General features: G+C 65.1%; 16 protein-coding genes. 6 read left to right on the top strand and 10 right to left on the bottom strand.

Translation table 11 applies throughout. The features are described from left to right. Positions 1-11: 11 nt before the first annotated feature. From ACE3TH_RS08405 to folK, 3 genes are all read right to left on the bottom strand, one after another. Entirely contained in the window at positions 12-2,078 is a 2,067-nt protein-coding gene (locus ACE3TH_RS08405; protein WP_374599342.1) for a bifunctional (p)ppGpp synthetase/guanosine-3',5'-bis(diphosphate) 3'-pyrophosphohydrolase, read from the bottom strand. 218 nt (positions 2,079-2,296) lie between these two features. Beyond that, positions 2,297-2,656, bottom strand: coding sequence for a DNA-directed RNA polymerase subunit omega (gene rpoZ / locus ACE3TH_RS08410; protein WP_296165124.1), 360 nt, complete (start codon positions 2,654-2,656; stop codon positions 2,297-2,299). Between the two features lie 85 nt (positions 2,657-2,741). Next, positions 2,742-3,254, bottom strand: a complete 513-nt coding sequence (folK, locus tag ACE3TH_RS08415; protein WP_374599157.1) for a 2-amino-4-hydroxy-6-hydroxymethyldihydropteridine diphosphokinase — start codon at positions 3,252-3,254, stop codon at positions 2,742-2,744. 71 nt (positions 3,255-3,325) lie between these two features. Between folK and ACE3TH_RS08420 the strand changes: the two genes are divergently transcribed. Then, positions 3,326-3,979, top strand: a complete 654-nt coding sequence (locus ACE3TH_RS08420; RefSeq protein ID WP_374599159.1) for a uracil-DNA glycosylase — start codon at positions 3,326-3,328, stop codon at positions 3,977-3,979. 92 nt (positions 3,980-4,071) lie between these two features. Continuing rightward, on the top strand, positions 4,072-4,431 hold the full coding sequence (locus tag ACE3TH_RS08425) for a hypothetical protein (protein WP_374599161.1): 360 nt from the start codon (positions 4,072-4,074) through the stop codon (positions 4,429-4,431). Between the two features lie 3 nt (positions 4,432-4,434). Here the strand turns inward: ACE3TH_RS08425 and smpB are convergent, their stop codons facing one another. Beyond that, a complete protein-coding gene (gene smpB / locus ACE3TH_RS08430; RefSeq protein WP_292169314.1) occupies positions 4,435-4,905 on the bottom strand; it encodes an SsrA-binding protein SmpB in 471 nt (156 codons plus the stop codon). Continuing rightward, the gene (gene dapA / locus ACE3TH_RS08435; protein ID WP_374599163.1) at positions 4,905-5,789 is read right to left on the bottom strand and encodes a 4-hydroxy-tetrahydrodipicolinate synthase; all 885 of its coding nucleotides are present in this window, start codon (positions 5,787-5,789) and stop codon (positions 4,905-4,907) included. Before dapA ends, smpB begins: the two co-directional genes overlap by 1 nt. A 108-nt stretch (positions 5,790-5,897) precedes the next feature. Between dapA and ACE3TH_RS08440 the strand changes: the two genes are divergently transcribed. After that, a complete protein-coding gene (locus ACE3TH_RS08440; RefSeq protein WP_374599165.1) occupies positions 5,898-7,982 on the top strand; it encodes a transglycosylase SLT domain-containing protein in 2,085 nt (694 codons plus the stop codon). On the opposite strand, the gene ACE3TH_RS08445 is transcribed toward ACE3TH_RS08440, so the two are convergent. The 4 genes from ACE3TH_RS08445 to ACE3TH_RS08460 are packed head-to-tail and all read right to left on the bottom strand — an operon-like array spanning position 7,934 to position 11,122. Further along, complete coding sequence (locus tag ACE3TH_RS08445) at positions 7,934-8,737, bottom strand: ABC transporter ATP-binding protein (protein ID WP_374599167.1); 804 nt, start codon at positions 8,735-8,737, stop codon at positions 7,934-7,936. The two genes, ACE3TH_RS08440 and ACE3TH_RS08445, sit on opposite strands and share 49 nt — an antisense overlap. Continuing rightward, complete coding sequence (locus ACE3TH_RS08450; protein WP_374599169.1) at positions 8,725-9,705, bottom strand: FecCD family ABC transporter permease; 981 nt, start codon at positions 9,703-9,705, stop codon at positions 8,725-8,727. The genes ACE3TH_RS08445 and ACE3TH_RS08450 overlap by 13 nt, the downstream gene beginning before the upstream one ends. Next, positions 9,702-10,499 (bottom strand): ABC transporter substrate-binding protein, encoded by a 798-nt coding sequence (locus ACE3TH_RS08455; RefSeq protein ID WP_374599171.1) that lies wholly within the window; start codon positions 10,497-10,499, stop codon positions 9,702-9,704. Before ACE3TH_RS08455 ends, ACE3TH_RS08450 begins: the two co-directional genes overlap by 4 nt. Then, positions 10,496-11,122 (bottom strand): TetR/AcrR family transcriptional regulator, encoded by a 627-nt coding sequence (locus tag ACE3TH_RS08460; protein ID WP_374599173.1) that lies wholly within the window; start codon positions 11,120-11,122, stop codon positions 10,496-10,498. Before ACE3TH_RS08460 ends, ACE3TH_RS08455 begins: the two co-directional genes overlap by 4 nt. A gap of 147 nt (positions 11,123-11,269) precedes the next feature. On the opposite strand from ACE3TH_RS08460, the gene ACE3TH_RS08465 reads away from it, so the two are divergent. The 3 genes from ACE3TH_RS08465 to ACE3TH_RS08475 are packed head-to-tail and all read left to right on the top strand — an operon-like array spanning position 11,270 to position 14,386. Continuing rightward, positions 11,270-12,727, top strand: a complete 1,458-nt coding sequence (locus tag ACE3TH_RS08465; protein WP_374599175.1) for a glycosyltransferase family 2 protein — start codon at positions 11,270-11,272, stop codon at positions 12,725-12,727. Beyond that, positions 12,699-13,589 carry a class I SAM-dependent methyltransferase gene (locus ACE3TH_RS08470; protein ID WP_374599177.1) on the top strand — a complete coding sequence of 297 codons (891 nt, stop codon included), beginning with the start codon at positions 12,699-12,701 and terminating at the stop codon, positions 13,587-13,589. Before ACE3TH_RS08465 ends, ACE3TH_RS08470 begins: the two co-directional genes overlap by 29 nt. After that, the gene (locus tag ACE3TH_RS08475) at positions 13,586-14,386 is read left to right on the top strand and encodes a TrmH family RNA methyltransferase (RefSeq protein ID WP_374599179.1); all 801 of its coding nucleotides are present in this window, start codon (positions 13,586-13,588) and stop codon (positions 14,384-14,386) included. Before ACE3TH_RS08470 ends, ACE3TH_RS08475 begins: the two co-directional genes overlap by 4 nt. A 5-nt stretch (positions 14,387-14,391) precedes the next feature. Here the strand turns inward: ACE3TH_RS08475 and dnaE are convergent, their stop codons facing one another. Then, positions 14,392-17,898 (bottom strand): DNA polymerase III subunit alpha, encoded by a 3,507-nt coding sequence (gene dnaE, locus ACE3TH_RS08480; protein ID WP_374599181.1) that lies wholly within the window; start codon positions 17,896-17,898, stop codon positions 14,392-14,394. Positions 17,899-18,059: the final 161 nt, after the last annotated feature.

Genomic DNA, 18,059 nt, shown 5'->3' on the forward strand with positions numbered 1-18,059 from the left:
GCCATCCAAGCCTATCCCCGCGCCCGCTCGACCGTATCGACCGCCGGATTGGCGCGCAGGGCTGCCATCAGGGTGGTGGCATGTTTTGCGTCCTCGACCTCCACATCAATGTCGACATCGAAGAAGTCCTGCTGGCGGTGGCTCATGACCAGGTTCAAGATGTTTCCGCCCGCCTCTCCGATCAGGGTAGCGACTTGGCCCAGGACGCCGGGTGCATTTTGGATAGTGGCGCGGATGCGCGCCGATGCCACAGCCCCCTGCTCAGCCTGAGGCGTCCATTGCAGGTCCTGCCAGACCGAATCGTCGTCGGCGAAGTCCGCGAGTTTCTGGCAATCGATGGTGTGGACCGTCAGTCCGGCCTCGGGCTCCAGAATGCCGACGATGCGGTCGCCGGGCACCGGCGAGCAGCAATGGCCGAAATGGATGCTGACGCCCGGCGTCAGTCCGCCGCCACGGACAAACAACCGCGCTTGATCGTCGGCGATCCGCTTGCGGTCCGGCCCGGCCTTGAGACGCCCCTTCAAGGCCGGGAACAGGGTTTCGCCGACCTTGGCCGCCGACAGCCGTCCGCGACCGATGGCCTCGAACAGGTCGTCGTCGGATGTGAACCCCAGCGTCTCCCGCACAGGAGCCAGCGACACCTCAGCCGCCGTCTTGCCCGCGCGCGACAGGGTCTGTTCGAAGGTTGTCCGGCCCAGCTTCTGGAACTCGCCGCGTTCGGAGGTGCGGATGTGGCGCCGGATCGCGGATCGCGCCCGCCCTGTGACCGTCAGCGAGCGCCAGTCGACGGGAATTTCCCGCTTGGCCCCGCGCACGATCTCGACCACGTCGCCGTTCTGAAGCTGCGTCCGCATGGGCTTCAGTTCGCCGTTGATCTTGACGCCCACCGCCGTGTCGCCGACCTCCGTGTGGACAGCATAGGCGAAATCCAGGGCCATGCCGCCGCGCGGCAGGGTGATCAGCGACCCCTTGGGCGTGAAGACGAAGACCTGCTCGAGATACATCTCCAGCTTGGCGTGCTCGACCCAGTCCTCGCCGCCCTCTCCGTGCTCGATGACCTGCACCAGGTGACGCAGGTTCTGCAGCGGATCGCGTCCGCCGTCCGCCTCCATCGCCTCCTTGTCGAAGCCATAGGACTTGTTCTTGTAGGCCCAGTGCGCGGCCACGCCGTCCTCGGCTACCCGGTCCATGGCTTCAGTCCGCAGCTGCATCTCGATCCGGAGACCCGACGGTCCCACGACGGTCGTGTGCAGGCTGCGATAGTTGTTGGACTTGGGCGTGGAGATGAAATCCTTGAACCGCTCGGGCACCATCGGCCAGGCGCGGTGGATGATCCCCAAGGCGCGGTAACAGTCGTCCTCGGCTTCCACGATCACCCGGAAGCCATAGATGTCGGACAGCGACGAAAAGCCGACCGACTTGCGTTGCAGCTTGCGCCAGATCGAATAGGGCGTCTTCTGGCGACCATAGACCTTGGCCTTGACCCCGCCCTCCTGAAGAACCCGCTCGACCTCGCGCGATACGCCCTCGATGGCGCGGCCGTGTTCCAGCTTCAACGCTTCAAGGCGCCGCTCGATGGCCGTTCGGGCGGTCGGATTCAGATGCTCGAACGCCAGTTCTTCCAGCTCGGAGGCGATCGAATGGATGCCGATCGACCGGCCCAGCGGCGCATAGACTTCCAGCGTCTCGCGGCTGATCCGCTCGCGCTTCTCCGGCTTGACGTATTTCAGCGTCCGCATGTTGTGCAGACGGTCGGCCAGCTTGACCAGCAGGACGCGGACGTCCTTGGAAATAGCCAGGATGAACTTGCGCAGGTTCTCGGCCTGGCGCGTATGCTCGGCCTGAAGCTCCAATCGCGACAGCTTGGTCACGCCCTCTACCAGGACCGCAATCTCCTCGCCGAACATGGCCGCGATGTCGTCGCGTGTGGCCGACGTGTCCTCGACCACATCGTGCAGCAGGGCGGTCACGATGGTGGCGGTATCCAGCCGGTAGTCGGTCAGGATCCCCGCGACCTGGATGGGATGGGCGAAATAGGGGTCGCCACTGGCCCGCAGTTGCGAGCCGTGCATCTTCATCGCATAGACGTAGGCGCGGTTCAGCAGCTGTTCGTCGGCGGTGGGGTCATAGGCGCGGACCGCCTCCACCAGCTCGAATTGACGAAGCACCCGGGCCTTGGGCTCGGATGCTCCCTTCACCGGGCGGGCTCCGTCCGGGTCGTTCAGATTGGCAGCTTGCAGCGGCGGGGCGGACTGCCGCGCCGGCAGGATGGTGATACCGTTGGCGGGTTCGGCCGTCAGTACCGCTCCTCCTGGCCACCGTCGCGGTCGCTCTGCAGCGCACGGATCAGTTCGGCCTCGGCCATGTTCATGTGCTGAGGCTCGGCCAGCAGACCGACGATCTCGGCCTCGTCCTCGGCTTCGGTGCGCTCGTCGACGCGTTGCAGCGTCACGACGATCGTCTCGGTCATTTCTTCCGGAACGACCTTGTCCTCGGCGATTTCACGCAGGGCCACGACAGGGTTCTTGTCGTTGTCGCGGTCCAGCATCAGCGGCGCGCCGTTAGCGATGTTGCGGGCGCGGTGACCGGCCAGCAGGACCAGACCGAAACGGTTCGGCACCTTTTCGATGCAGTCTTCGACGGTTACGCGGGCCATTCAAAATCCTCGGGCGGCAATCGGAACCGCACAAAATAGAGTGTTGAGCTTGATTGTGCAACGCCACATGGGCAGCAATGCGGCGTCAGGCCGGACGCGCGTCCCGACCGACGGTCGCGGCCTCTGCCACATCGACCGCCCTGCCCCCGTGCGGATGCACCCAGTCGGGTGCAATCTCGGCCAGCGGCCCCATGACGAAGCGTCTCTCGGCCGCCCGCGGATGCGGCAGGATCAGGCCGTCCATGTCGCCGCTGAGCCGACCATAAGCGATCAGGTCCAGATCCAGGGTCCGTGGGGCATTCTGCTGATGCCGCTGGCGACCGAAGGCTTCCTCGATCCGCCCCAGCGCCTGCATCAGGGCGTGCGGGTCATGGTCGCTGCGCACGATGACGACGCCGTTCAGGAACGGTGGATCGGTCGGGTCGGGCCAGGCCAGCGACGACCACCAGGACGAGCGGGCCAGCACATCGATGCCTTCGGCCCGGAACCGCGCCAGCGCCGCCTCCAGCGCCTCGCGGCAGTCGCGCCAGACGCCGCAGTCGTTGCAGCCTAGGGCCACGATCACTGCATCGTCCAGAGGGCCGTCGTAGCGTTTCATCCGCCCATTCTACTCCAATCGCGGACATTGCGGGAGTGTGACGCCGCGCAGGCTCGGTGTATCAGCGACAGATGAGCCCCTTCCCGCCCGAACCGCCCCGCGACTGCCCGCTATGTCCCCGTCTGGTCGCCTACAGGGCCGAGAATCAGGCGGCGCATCCCGATTGGTGGAACGGCCCAGCTCCGTCCTTCGGCGATCCGAACGCGCGACTGCTGATCGCAGGCCTGGCCCCCGGCCGGACCGGGGCCAACCGCACGGGCAGACCCTTCACCGGCGATGGCGCGGGGATCATTCTGTACGAGACGCTGAAAAAGACCGGCTTCGCGCGTGGCCATTACGATCCGGACGGGAATGACGATCTGGAATTGGTGAATTGCATGATCACCAATGCCGTCCGCTGCGCCCCGCCGCTGAACAAGCCCCTGCCGGTCGAGGAGGCGACCTGCCGCCCGTTCCTTAAGACCCGCCTGGCCGAACTGCCCCGGCTGAAGGTCATCGTCACCCTGGGCGACGTCTCGCGCCGCAGCATCCTCAAGACCCTCGGCCTGCCGGGCACCGCCATCCCCCCAGGCCACGGCGTCGAGGGCCAGGTCGCGGGCTACACCCTGATTAACAGCTACCACTGCTCCCGCCTGAACACGAACACCGGACGACTGACGGCGGCGATGTTCGAGGAGATTTTCGATCGGGCGAAGGCGGCGATTGCAAACAGCGGGGACGACTAAAGATGCGACGAGTCGAGGGAAGCGTTCTGATCCTCCAATGCAACAAGTGCCGGAGCATCTTTCCGGCAGTTCAGTTCAGCGGAGACACCGATATGGTTACGCTCGATCTCGTAGCTGCCACAGCATTGAGCGATAATCGCGTTGCATTGGGTGAGGTCCAAGTTGACAAAGCGCAGTCATACGGATTGGCCCTGCGGCAGTTTGCCAACTATATTAGCCGTAACCTTCAAGGTTCATTCAAGCCGGTGTCGCTGCGGAAAAGTGAACCTAGCATGGCACCAGTCGGCTTCAGCTTTCGGGAGTTTGCAAGTTCCTACCGACCGCCACGATTGACCTTTGACTGCATCAATTGCTCCGGTGGAGCCGAAATCATCGATAATCTCAGTTTTGCAAAGTTCGAGGCGGCTGGTGGCGAAATTGTTGTGACCGGCGATTTAGTTCTCGCAACTTAGCAGTCACCCCCGCTCCTTCATCAGCCGCGCCTTGTCCCGTGCCCAGTCGCGGTCCGCCGTGGCCTGACGCTTGTCGTGCAGCTTCTTGCCCTTGGCCATAGCGATCTCGATTTTGGCCTTGCCGGCCTCATTCAGATAAAGCCGCACCGGGATGATGGTCTGGCCGTCGCGCTGGACTGCACCGATCATGCGGTCAATCTGCTTGCGGTGCAGCAGCAGACGGCGCGGGCGGCGCGGTTCGTGGTTGAAGCGGTTGGCCTGTTTGTACGGCGGGATGTCGGCGTTGATCAGCACCAGGTCCCGCCCCTCGGGCGAGACATAGCTTTCGGCAATATTGGCCCGCCCGTCGCGCAGAGCCTTGATCTCGGTGCCCAGCAGCTGGATTCCCGCCTCGACGAAATCCTCCAGGAAATAATCGAACTTCGCCCGCCGGTTCTCGGCCAACAACTTGGTCTTGGGTTTTTCAGCCGCCATCAGCCGACGCCTGCATCCGCCATGGCGCGGTCGATGGCGGGCTTGACCGCGTCTGCGGTCAGCGAGAGGGGCAGGCGCACCTCCTCGGTACACAGGCCCAGCTTCGCCAGGGCGTATTTCGTCGGCGACGGCGAGTTGTCGAGGAACAGCGCCTTGTGCAGGCCGATCAGCCGATCCTGCCAGTCGCGCGCCTTGGCCGCATCGCCAGACACCGCCGCCTTGTGCAGGGCCACCATGGCCTCGGGCGCGACATTCGAAGCGACCGAGATCAGCCCGACCCCGCCATAGGCCAGATAGCCCAGATAGCTGGGGTCATCGCCGGAGATCAGGTCGAACTGACCATCGATATTGGCATGCATCCAGCTGACCCGGCTCATGTCGCCGGTGGCGTCCTTGATGCCGACGATGTTCGGATGTTTCGCCAGCCGCGCCACGGTCTCATTGGCCAGATCGATCCCGGTGCGACCGGGCACATTGTAGAGCAGGATCGGTAACTGGACCGCCTCGGCGATCGCTTCGAAATGCGCCGCCAACCCGGCCTGCGACGGGCGAATATAGTAGGGTGTCACGACAAGCGCGCCGTCGGCCCCCACCGTCTTGGCGTGGCGAGCGAGGTCGATGGCTTCCTTGGTATAGGGCGAGCCCGTGCCCGCGATCACCCGTACCCGTCCGGCGACCAGTCGCACGCACAGATCGATCACATGCTTGTGCTCGTCCAGATCCATGCTGGCCCCCTCGCCCGTTGTGCCCATGGGCACGACGCCGTCGACGCCGGCGGCGATCTGGCGTTCGATCAGGGTGGCGAAGGCGGCTTCGTCCACGTTTCCGTCACGAAGAGGTGTGATCAGGGCGGTGATCACGCCCTTGAACAAAGGGGCGGTCATTGAAACGATGATCCTGCGAGGAAGTGACGGCACACGCCGACAGCGGGCGCAAAGGGTAGGTTGCCGGTCGCCTGATCGCAACCACGACGCATGAGGATAAGACACGGCATGATGATGACCTCCCTGGCAGCCGCGCTGGCCCTTCTCGGCCCCGCTCCCGAAGCCTTGCTGCCACAGGCGGTTCCCTACACGTCGGTGGCCCCAAATGTCAGCAATCAGCCGCGCGTGCTGGACGATCAGGACACGGCGCTGTTCCGCCAGGGTCTGGCCGCCGCCCGCGCCCGCGACATCGCCGGGGCTCGCAGCGCCGCCGCCGCCATGCGCGACCTTGCGGGTCGCAAGCTGATCGAATGGGCCCTGCTCGATACCTCAGCCTCACAGATGGGGTTCAGCGATCTGGCCGTCGCCGATTCGACCTTCGCCGGCTGGCCCCGCGGCGACAGCCGCCGCGCGGCGACCGAACGCGCCCTGGACGGCGGCTATGCCGGTGCCGAGGCAACGCTTCGTCTGTTCGCCCAGACCCCGCCGTCGACGGTGCAGGGAGCCATCGCCCTGGCCGGAGCCTATGAGCAGACCGGTCGTCGTGACGAGGCCCAGGCGCTGATCCGCGACTGGTGGCGCACCCGCTCCTTCGACGACGCCAGTCAGAACCGCATCCTCGGTCGCTGGGGCGGCTGGCTGAACCAGGGCGATCACGATGCCCGCCTGACCATGCTGCTATCCGGTCCGCACGGTCCGGCCACCCGTGCCATGATCGCCCTCGCCTCGCCTGAGCGCCAGTCAGTCGCCAACGCCGTCCTGGCCCTGCGCACCGCCTATAGCCCCGACGCCATGGTGGCCTCACTCAGCGCCTCCCAGGCGCGGGACCCGAACATCGTGCTGGAGCGGGTTCGCATCCTGCGCTCGCAGGGTCGGCAGTCCGAGGGCTTTGCCCTGCTGTCCGCCCTGCCCCCAGCCCCCTCACATACCGAAGGTCAGAACACCCTGTGGAGCGAACGCCGCAACTATTTCCTGGACGCGCTGCAGGTCCACCACTGGCAGGCGGCCTATGACGCCATGAACGGCCACGCCTTTCCTTCGGGGGAGCGCAAGGTGGATGCCGAGTTCTTCGCCGGCTGGGTTGCCCTGACCAAGCTGAATGACCCCGCACGCGCCGCACGCCATTTCGAGGTCCTGCGCCAGTCGTCGGCCACGCCGATCACGCAAGGGCGCGCCCTCTATTGGTTGGGTCGCGCCGCCGAGGCCAACGGCAATACGCCCATGGCCATCGAGTATTATCAGGCGGGGTCGCGTCACATCCAGACCTTCTATGGCCAGCTGGCCGCCGAAAAGGCCGGGCAGACGACCCTGACCCTGCCCGGCGACCCCGACCCGACCCAGGCCGAGATCGCGGCGTTCGAAGCCAATGAGATGGTCCGGGCCATGCGCATCCTGGGCGAGACGGGCGAGACCAGCCTGTTTCGCGTCTTCGCCTATCAGCTAGACGATGTCCTGCCGACGGCGGGCGATCTGGCCCTTCTGATGGACCTGTCGCGCAACTATGGCGAAGGTTTCACCGCCATGATGGTCGGCCGTGCCGCCAGCCAGCGCGGCTTCCTGATTCCCGAGCGCCAGTATCCCGTGCGCCTGCCGCCGCCGGTCGCCGGAGCCGCGCCGCTGGAGTTCACCCTGGCCATCACCCGCCAGGAATCCAGCTTCGACCCGATGGCGCGCTCGGGCGCGAATGCCCGCGGCATGATGCAGTTCGTTCCCGGCACCGGCCGCGCCGTCGCTCGCCAGCTGGGCCTGCCCTACAGCGACGAGCGGCTGTACGACCCGGACTTCAACATGACCCTGGGCAGTTTCCACCTCGGCGACCTGACCAACAACTTCAACGGCTCGTGGCTGCTGACAACCGTCGGCTACAACGCTGGTCCGGCTCGCCCCCCGCAATGGGTGGCACGCTGTGGCGACCCGCGCGGCGGTCAGGTCGATCCCGTCGATTTCATCGAGTGCGCCCCCTTCACCGAGACGCGCAACTATATGATGCGGGTGATGGAAAACATGTCGGTCTACAAGGCGCGGCTGAATGGGGGCTCCGCCCCCCTGACCCTGTCGCAGGACCTGCGTCGCGGCACCCCGCGCGGCACCGCTCAGCCCTATGCCTACGTCGGCGCGGGCGAGTTCACACCAACCGAGCAACCATCAGAATAGCGGCTCTGGATCAGCAACGGGCCGTCCGGTCCGTCGATCCACCGCGCTGACAGGCCGAACACCTCGACCATTACGCGGGGCGTCAGGGCCTCGGTCGGCACGGCATCGGCCACGACCCGGCCCTGATGCATGACGATAACGCGGTCGGCGTATCGCGCCGCCAGACCTAGATCGTGCAGGCTGACCAGCACCGCCTGCCCGGCCCTGGCCCGCGTCCTCAACAAATCCAGCACCATCAACTGAGCGTCCGGATCCAGCCCCGCTATCGGCTCGTCGACGAGCAAGGCGTGGCTCTGCGCGGCCAAGGCCCGCGCCAGTAGTACCCTCGCCCGCTCGCCACCCGACATCTCGGCCACGCCGCGATCCGTCAGATGATCGGCCTCGACGGCTTCCAGCGCCGCGTACGCGCTTGACAGTGCTTCGGCGGGCGACAGGAACGGCGCGCCCAGTGCCGCGACCTCTACCGCCGGCATGTTCCAGGCGATGCGTCGCTCTTGCGGTAGATAGGCCGCTGCCGCCGCGCGGGCCCGAGGGCTGAGGCTCTTGATTGTCTTGTCACCGAGAAGCGCCCGACCCGCCGACAGGGGCAACAGACCCGCGAGTGCGCGAATGGCACTCGACTTGCCCGCGCCGTTGGGCCCGACCAGAGCGACCAGTTCGCCCGCACGCACCGTCAGCGACGCCGCGTCCAGCACCGCCCGGTTTCCCAGACGAGCCGTTGCCAATTCCAGTGCAAGCGCGTTCAAAGCCGCCACTCCCGCGCGGCCCGCCAGGCGATCAGGGCGAACAACGGCGCCCCGACCAGAGCGGTGAAAACACCCAGCTTCAGTTCCTGATCCGTCGGCGTCATCCGGGCTAGCAAGTCAGCCACGACCAGCATCAGGCCGCCCGCCAAGGCCGACGGCAACAGAACGCGACCCGGGTCCCCCCTAACCAGCGTCCGGACCAGATGCGGCGCGGCCAGGCCGACAAAGCCGATCACGCCCGCCACCGCCACCGCGGCCCCTGTCGCCAGTGCCGCCGCCAACAGGGCCAGCAATCTCGACCGCGCCATCGGCAGGCCCGACGTTCGGGCGGTCTCCTCGCCCAAGCTTAGCATCCGCAGGCCCGGTGCCGCCATCGTCGCCAGCACACCTGACAACAAGACCGCCGGCGTGACCCAGGCCACATCGATCCAGCTACGGTTCTGCACCGAACCTAGCAGCCAGCTCATGACCTCGGCCGTAGCGATCGGGGAAGGCGACAGGTTGAAGATCAGCGCTGTCGCGGCCCCCGCAAAGCTGGACAGGGCGACGCCGAAAAGGATCAGAGCCTCCGGCGAGCGAACCCGAGCCGCGAACAGGATCAGCAGCCCCCCCGCCAGACCCGCTCCGATCAAAGCCGACACCTCGACCGCGCCGGGCACGGCCGCCGCGCCTGCGACAATGGCCAAAGCAGCGCCCAAGGCTGCTACAGCCGACACGCCCAATACCCCGGGATCCGCCAGCGGATTGCGCAGCAGCCCCTGCATGACGGCACCCGCAAGCCCAAGCGCCGCCCCGACCGTCAAGGCCGTGGCCACCCGCGGCGCGCGAACTTGCCACAGGACTTCGGCCGGGCCCGATGCCGGATCGATGAAAGCCGAGCGCCACTGCTCGGTATCGAACAGGCTTTCACCGAGGCCGATACCAGCAGCCGCAGCCAGGACGATCAGCAGCAGGAGGCCCCACACCAGGCGGCTCATCGCCCCTCGCTGGCCATGACGGCGGCATCGGCGGCAAACCAGGCCGGACATGTGAGGGCCGACGCCGGCAGGCGCGCGGCAACCCGCCCCTTCGCGGCCTGCTGGACGACGGGATGCCGACCCGGCCCACGCCAGTCGGAGCGAAACAGGTCGAAGAAGCCCAGAATGAATCGCTTCGGCGGTGACAGAGCCATCCGCTCCACGCTCACGGGCGCATAGCCGGGCGACGTCGCCAAATTGGCAAATCCGGCGGCCGTCAGGATCGCATCCACCAGCGTCCCCTTTCCGGCCGTGAACCCTCCCGGTGTCAGATACAGGGCCGACGATGTCGGTCCCCCAGTGCCGGGCCGGGCCTCATCCAGCCGCTCCTCCATCGAAATGACCAGTGCATCACCTCTGGAGCGCTGGCCTAGGCCCTCCGCCATCTTGATGACGTTCGCCCGTACGCCTTCCACGGTCGTGGCATCGTCAATAATCAGCACCTTCACGCCGCGACGCTCCAGCGCGGCCAGCAAGCGTGGCTCCCCGCCCCAGTATCGCATGACCACGTCCGGCTGAAACGCGATCGCCGCTTCCAGCGTCGGCCGGACCTGACGATGTCGCGAGGCCTCGGCCTTCATCCAGGAGTCGGGATCGTCGGCCCGCGGCGACAGAGCCAGGGTGGCGTCCGGTACCAGCGCCATCGCATACTGGTCCCCACACTGGTCCAGCGACATAACCCGCAGGGGCCGCGCATCGGCAGTCCCGGCGACCAGCACGCCCGCCGCTAGGGCTACGGCTCCAAATGGTCTCACGGCTTCAGCAAGCCGACGAACAGGGCGTCCAGCAGGGTATCGACCAGATGCTCCCGATCGACCCAGTCGAAGTAGGGCTTGGTGATCATCAGCGATACGACACCGTGGGCCCCGGCCCACAGAGCCTGGGCTGTCGGACGCGGCTCACCGCGCAGCCGACCTTCCGCCGCAGCCTCTTCCACAACCCGGACAAAAGCACCAAACAGCTCATAGCCCAGGCTCTGGGCCACACTCTGCGCCTGCTGGGCCTCGAGTGGCCGTGTCATGTAGACCAGGCGATAGGCATTCGGATTATCGAACCCGAACCGCACATAGGATTGCATCAGCCTCCGCATACGTTGCTCGGACGTACCCGGCTCATCCAGAACCGCTCGGTTCATGATCAGCAGTTGCTCGAAAGCCCGCTCACAGATTTCGTGCAGGATTTCGCTCTTGTCCGAGAAGTGCATGTAGAGCGCCGTCGAGGACAGTCCGACCTCGTCGGCGATCTTGCGGATCGTGGCGCCTTCATAGCCGTGATCGACGAAAATTCGCTCAGCCGCCGCAAGGATTTCCGCGCGTCGGGCATGCCCCTCGCCCTTCGGCTTGCGTTGCGAACGGGCGCTGGATGCGGGCAGGTTCAAGGGAAACTCCGTCACGATCTTCAGTGAATAGCGACAATCGTCACCTCCGCCAATCGCCACGCCACCTTGACTTGCCTGACTTAAATCAGCTCTCTTCTGGTTGCAGATGAGGCGGGCGGGGGCAGCACATTGAGCGAAAAGTCGTGCTTGCGCGCCACCTCGGACCTGTCGGCGAACGACAGCGCTTCGATGCGAAATTTGACACGCAGTCAATGGCTCATAATCGCAGGATTGACCGCGGGGTTAGTGGCCGGGATCAAACTTGCCCCACAAACTCTCTGGTCGATCCTGGTCGTAGCGGCGGCCACTACGTTCTTGTCATTCTCGTTATGGCGATTGCTATTGATCGTTGTAAGCGCGAAACCTCTTGTCAGTCCCGTCGAGCCAATCGTCTGGCCGCGCTACACTGTCCTAGCCGCGTTGTACGACGAGGCGGAGGTCATGCCTCAGTTAATCGAGCGGCTAAGCCGTATTGATTATCCGGCTGATCAGTTACAGGGCATGCTTGTTGTGGAGGCCGATGATCTCGCCACAATCAACGCTGCTCTGGAAGCTCCGCGTCCGAGCTGGCTTGAGATCTACATAGCACCGCCGGGAACGCCTCGTACCAAACCACGTGCTCTGAACTGCGCTCTGCCCTATGCTACCGGCGATCTTCTCGTCGTCTATGATGCAGAAGACGATCCCGATCCATCGCAACTTAAGGAGAGTGCAGGACGGTTCGCTGAAGACATGACTGGAAGATTGGCCTGTCTTCAGGCTCCGTTACGCATTCGGCGCCGATACAAGGCAAGAATCGCCTCGTCTTTTCTGGACCAGCAATTCGCGGGTGAATACGCGGCATTGTTCGAAACCGTCTTGCCCGGAATGGCGAGGTTGGGGCTGCCCTTTCCACTCGGCGGAACCAGCAATCATTTCAGAGTCGATGTGCTGCGTCGGATCGGCGGATGGGATTCCTTCAACGTCACAGAGGACGCCGATCTGGGCTTTCGACTTTGGCGACGAGGGTGGAGGCTGGGCGTCATTTCGCGACCCACATGGGAAACGCCGCCTGGTGGCATGCGAGCCTGGTTGCCGCAACGTACTCGCTGGCTGAAGGGGTATATGCAGACTTGGCTTACGCATACACGAAGGCCCCAGGAACTGGGCTTCCGCGGAGTGTTCGCGCTCTGCGTTACGCTTGGCATTGGCTTGGCTTCTGCCGCGCTACAAGGACCTTCGATGTCTTGGCTCACGACCACGATCGCCGTTTCTATCGCTGCCGGCATGCCGCCGCACGTTCCCCTTCTGGCTTTGTGGGTACTCAGTGTAGGCACTGCTTGTGCTTGGCTGAGTTGCGTGATCGGAGCTCGACGAGCAGGCGTGTCCTATACCGCGAAAGACATGTTGGCAGCTCCATTTTATTGGTCGTTGCTAAGCCTGGCTTTCGTGCATGCGGTCTGGCGCTTGATCGTAAAGCCTTATGCTTGGGACAAGACGGCTCACGAACCTGATCTGCCGACGCTGATCGAACACGATGCAGTCGCGGAAAGCTCGGGGCTGGACGAGGCCTTGCCCGTCCGCCTATCAGCGTCCCATGTCGCCGCGCCTGAACCCGTTACCTGAAACCCTCGTCACCCGAGCCTGGGCGGACTATGCCCTGCTGGACAGTGGCGGGGGGCAAAAGCTGGAACGGTACGGCCCGCACACCGTCGTGCGACCGGAATCGCAGTGCTTCTGGTCGCCGCGCGATCCTCTAGCCTTCGATCAGGCCACCGCCGTCTTCGATCCGACTGACGAGGATGAAAGCGGGCGCTGGCGCTTCGCGGGCAAGCCGGTCGACAGTTTTCCACTAGCCTGGCGCGACGTGCGCTTCACAAGCCGATTCACGCCCTTCAGGCATCTGGCCTTCTTCCCGGAGCAGGCGGCGAACTGGGAATGGCTGGATTTACGGCTTCGCACGCTTCACAAGCCCCGCATTCTGAACCTGTTCGGCTACACCGGCGTCGCCTCACTGGCCTGTGCTGCCGCCGGGGCCGAGGTCACACATGTGGACGCATCCAAGAAGTCGGTCGCCTGGGCCCGCGAGAATGCCGAGTTGTCTGGTCTGGCCGACCGCCCGATCCGTTGGATCGTTGAGGACGCCCGCAAATATGCGGCCCGCGAGGTCCGGCGCGGTGTCAAATATGACGGCATTATTCTGGACCCCCCGAAATACGGTCGCGGCCCGACGGGCGAGGTCTGGCGGCTGTTCGAGGACCTGCCGGGACTGCTGAGGGATTGCGCCACCCTTCTGTCGGATGACGCGTCGTTTCTTCTGCTGAACGCCTATGCCGCGCGAATTTCGGGCCTGTCGCTGGCGCACATGATGGCTGAGGCGACCGCGGATCGCGGCGGCACCATCGACTGGGGAGAGTTGGCACTGGCCGAGGATGGTCCTGATGGCCGCGCCATCGGCCTCAGTTTCTTCGCGCGTTGGTCGGCATGAGCGGCGACCGGCTGATCACCTCTCTAACCAATGACACCGTTAAGGCGGTACGCGCCCTCCATATGCGCAAGGAGCGCGAGACCACGGGTCGCTTCCTGGCTGAAGGACTGAAATTCATCGGTGAGGCGCTGGATCAGGGCCGCATCCCTCGCCTGCTCCTGGTCGGTATGGAAGCGCGCGAACATCCTATCCTCGACCGCGCGAAAGCCGAGACGCGCAAGGCCGGCGGCGAGGTCGTGATTGTCACCCACCCGATCCTTGAAAAGATCAGCCGGCGCGACAATCCGCAAACCGTGCTTGGGGTTTTCGATCAGATTTATACCCCGCTGTCGGCCATCGACCCCGCCTCGGCCCCGGCCTGGGTCGCCCTGGAGCAGGTGCGTGATCCCGGCAATCTGGGCACCATCGTCCGCACAGCGGATTCCGCCGGGTGCGGCGGCGTCATCCTGATCGGAGATTGCGTCGATCCTTATTCGGTGGAGGCTGTGCGCGCCACCATGGGCTCGGTCTTCGCCGTCGCTATCGCCCGTGCCACCCAGGCGGAATTTCTGGCCTGGCGTGAGCGCTGGCCGGGCAGCGTGATCGGGACCCGACTGGATGCGACCCACCGCTATCGCGATGCCGCGATCCAGCATCCGGCGCTCATACTGATGGGCAATGAGCAGGCGGGGCTGACCGACGCTCTGGCCGCCGCCTGCGACGTCAACGTCAAGATCCCGATGCGGGGTCGGGCCGACAGCCTGAACCTGGCCGTCGCCACGGGGATCATGGTCTATGCGGTGACCGACGCGGTCTGAGCCGACTAGGCATCCTCGAGCAGGACCACGCCGGGTGCGGATTTCAGGGCCCCGCGCAGTGCCCCGTCCAGACGATAGCGACCCGGCAATTTCATCTCAATTTCGCGTCGCCCTGCTGAAGGGGTGTCGATCGCGGCGATCAGGGCAACCTCTCCGCCCTTGCCATTCGCCCTGGCCCGCTCCAGCCGGCTTTTCAGCGCCTCGATCACGTCTGACGATTGCGCCGAGACATGCACTCTCAGACCCATGGCCCCATCGTCGATCAGGGTGTCCAGACGGCTGGCGTCATCGCCGAAGAAGCGCACCTCGCCGTCCGCGCTCTTGGCCCGCACCCGCACCATGATGGAGGCCCCGACCTCCAGCACCTCACGGCATTTACGCAGTTGCTCCGGCGGGAAAAGGCATTCGAACTCGCCGGTCGGGTCCGAGAAGGTGACGAAGGCGAACTTTTCGCCTGACTTGGCACTCGCCCGTTCCTGACGACGGCGCACAACACCCGCCATCATGAAGGCCTCGTGCCCGCTCTCCGCCAGGGCCGTGGCCTCGGCCACGAAGGTCACGCGCTTGCGTTTCAGCGCTGCCGCCATGTCCTCCAACGGATGGCCGGACAGATAGAAACCGACGGCCGACAGTTCCTGATCCAGCCGCTCCGGTCCCATCCAGGGCTCGACCGGTTTGAGGCGCGGCCGCGCCGCCCCTGCCTGGTCGCCTCCGAACAGCGACACCTGCGACGAGGCCCGTTCCGCCGCCACGCTCTGGCAATAGGCCATCAGGGTATCAGCCTGTTCGACCAGCTGGCGGCGGTTGGTGTGGAAGCTGTCGAAGGCCCCGGCGCGTGCCAGATTTTCCAACGCCCGCTTGTTCACGAACTTCGGATCGACCCGTTCGAGGAAGTCGAAAATGTCGGTGAACCGCCCACCGGTTTCGCGCACCTGCACCAGATGCTTCATCGCTTCCAGTCCGACGTTGCGAATGGCCCCCAGAGCATAAAGGACCGAGCCGACCTTGGTCCCGTCCGCCTGTTCGTCCCACGCCACGTCGAAATCAGCGGACGACCGGTTCACGTCCGGCGACTTCACCGGCACGTCGAACCGGCGGCAATCCTGATAGAAAACAGCCAGTTTGTCGGTATTGCTGAGATCGAGCGACATGGACGCCGCCATGAACTCGACCGGATGGGTCGCCTTCAACCAGCCGGTCTGGAAACTGATCAGGGCATAGGCGGCGGCGTGCGACTTGTTGAAGCCATAGCCCGCGAACTTGGCCACCAGATCGAAGATGGACCCGGACTGCGCCTCCGGCACACCCTTCTCGGACGCACCCTTCACGAAACGGGCGCGCTGGAAGTCCATCTCCTCCTTCTTCTTCTTGCCCATGGCGCGACGCAGAAGGTCGGCCTCGCCCAGCGAATAGCCCGCCAGGATCTGGGCGATCTTCATCACCTGTTCCTGATAGATGATGACGCCATAGGTTTCGGTCAGCACCTCGGTCAGGGTCGGGTGCAGATAGTCCACCTCCTGCCGGCCGAACTTGCGGTCGATATAGGTGTCGATCATCTCCATTGGGCCGGGCCGATAGAGCGAGATCAGCGCCGTGACCTCCTCGATGGAGCCGCAACGCATCTTACGCAGGGTGTCGCGCATGCCTTGGGATTCCAGCTGGAACACACCGACCGTCTGACCCGAGGCCATCAGCTCATAAGTCGCCGGATCGTCCAGCGGCAGGGCGTTCCAGTCGGGGGCGGCCCCGCGACGCTCCAGATACTGCCGCGCGCGATCCAGTACGGTCAACGTCTTCAGGCCCAGGAAGTCGAACTTGACCAGACCCGCCGCCTCAACCCATTTCATATTGAACTGGCTGGCCGGGATGGTCGAGCGCGGGTCCTGATACAGCGGTGCCAGTTCGACCAGCGGCCGGTCGCCGATCACGATACCGGCGGCGTGGGTCGAGGCGTTGCGGTACAGCCCCTCCAGCTCCAGAGCTGTCGACAGCAGGGTCGCCACCGAGGCCTCGTTGTCGCGCGCCTCGCGCAGGCGCGGCTCGATCTCGATGGCCTGGGCCAAGGTCACCGGATTGGCGGGGTTGGCCGGCACCATCTTGGCCAGTCGGTCCACCTGACCCAGCGGCATCTGTAGCACCCGGCCGACGTCGCGCAGCACGGCGCGTGCCTGAAGTGTGCCGAAGGTGATGATTTGGGCGACCCGGTCGGAGCCATAGCGGTCCTGAACGTAGTCGATGACCTCCTCGCGCCGCTCCTGACAGAAGTCGATGTCGAAGTCGGGCATGGAGACCCGCTCGGGATTCAGGAACCGCTCGAACAGCAGGCCGAACCGCAAAGGATCCAGATCCGTGATGGTCAGGGCCCAGGCGACCAGCGACCCGGCCCCCGATCCCCGCCCCGGCCCCACCGGGATCCCGTGCGTCTTGGCCCATTTGATGAAGTCCGACACGATCAGGAAGTAGCCGGGGAACCCCATCTGCTGGATGATCCCGACCTCCCATTCGAGACGGGTCCAGTAGTCGGCCTCGGGCGCGGCGGGCACGACCTGCTTCAGCCGCTCCTTCAGCCCCTCGCGAGCTTGATGCATCAACTCGTCGGGTTCCGACCGCCCCGCACCGGTGTCGAACCGCGGCAGGATGGGCGCACGCGTGGGGGCCAGGAAGGCACAGCGCCGGGCGATGTCGATGGTGGTGTCGCAGGCCTCGGGCAGATCGGCGAACAGCTCCCGCATGGCCGCCGCCGGCTTGAACCAGTGTTCGCCCGTGATCTTTCGCCGGTCGTCCTGGCCGACGAAGGCCCCATCGGCGATACACAGCAGGGCGTCATGCGACTTGGCCTGCGCGGCCTTGGCATAGTGGACGTCATTGGTTGCGACCAGCGGCACATCGTGGGCATAGGCCCAGTCGACCAGCCCGCGCTCGGCCTGCTGCTCGCTGGCCAGGCCGTGGCGTTGAAGCTCGACGTAAAAGCGGTCGCCGAACGCCGCCTGCATGGCCGACAGAGCCGCCTGACCTTCGGCGGCCTTGCCCTGGACGAACAGAGGATCGACCGGTCCGTCCGGCCCGCCGGACAGCAGCAATAGACCCTCGGAGTGCGCGACGACCTTGTCCCAGGGTACGCTGGGCTCGTCGGTCGCACCGGCATCGAGAAACGCGGATGACGACAGGGCCGACAGGTTCAGCCACCCGGCCTCGTTCTGGACCAGCAGAACCACGGTCGGCACCTTGGCCCAACGCTGATTGATCTGCCCGCCTATGCCGGTCACCGGCAGGGCGCAGCCCAAAATGGGCTGAACGCCTGCAGCCTTGGCCCCCTCGCTGAACTCCAGCGCTCCGAACAGATTGGCGCGGTCCGCGACTCCGACGGCCGGCATGCCCGCATCCGCTGCAAGGGTCGAGACCTTGCCTGCCTTGATCGCGCCTTCCAGCAGCGAATAGGCCGAACGGACCCTGAGGTGGACGAACTGGGCAGATGTCGTGGCGATGGCCTGGTTCTCCTTGAACAGGCCCATCTTACCGACTCACTGAATCAGATAGGCGGCCTGCCATGTCATCCAGACGAAGCCGCCGCACGACGCAAGCGACAGCATATCTCTCGTCCAACGCGCCATGATCTTGTCCCCAGGTTGAATGTTGCCTGTATGTTCTATGTTGCGGTTTTGTTCTCGTCAAC

The sequence above is a fragment of the Brevundimonas sp. genome (assembly GCF_041919755.1).
GTDB lineage: Bacteria > Pseudomonadota > Alphaproteobacteria > Caulobacterales > Caulobacteraceae > Brevundimonas.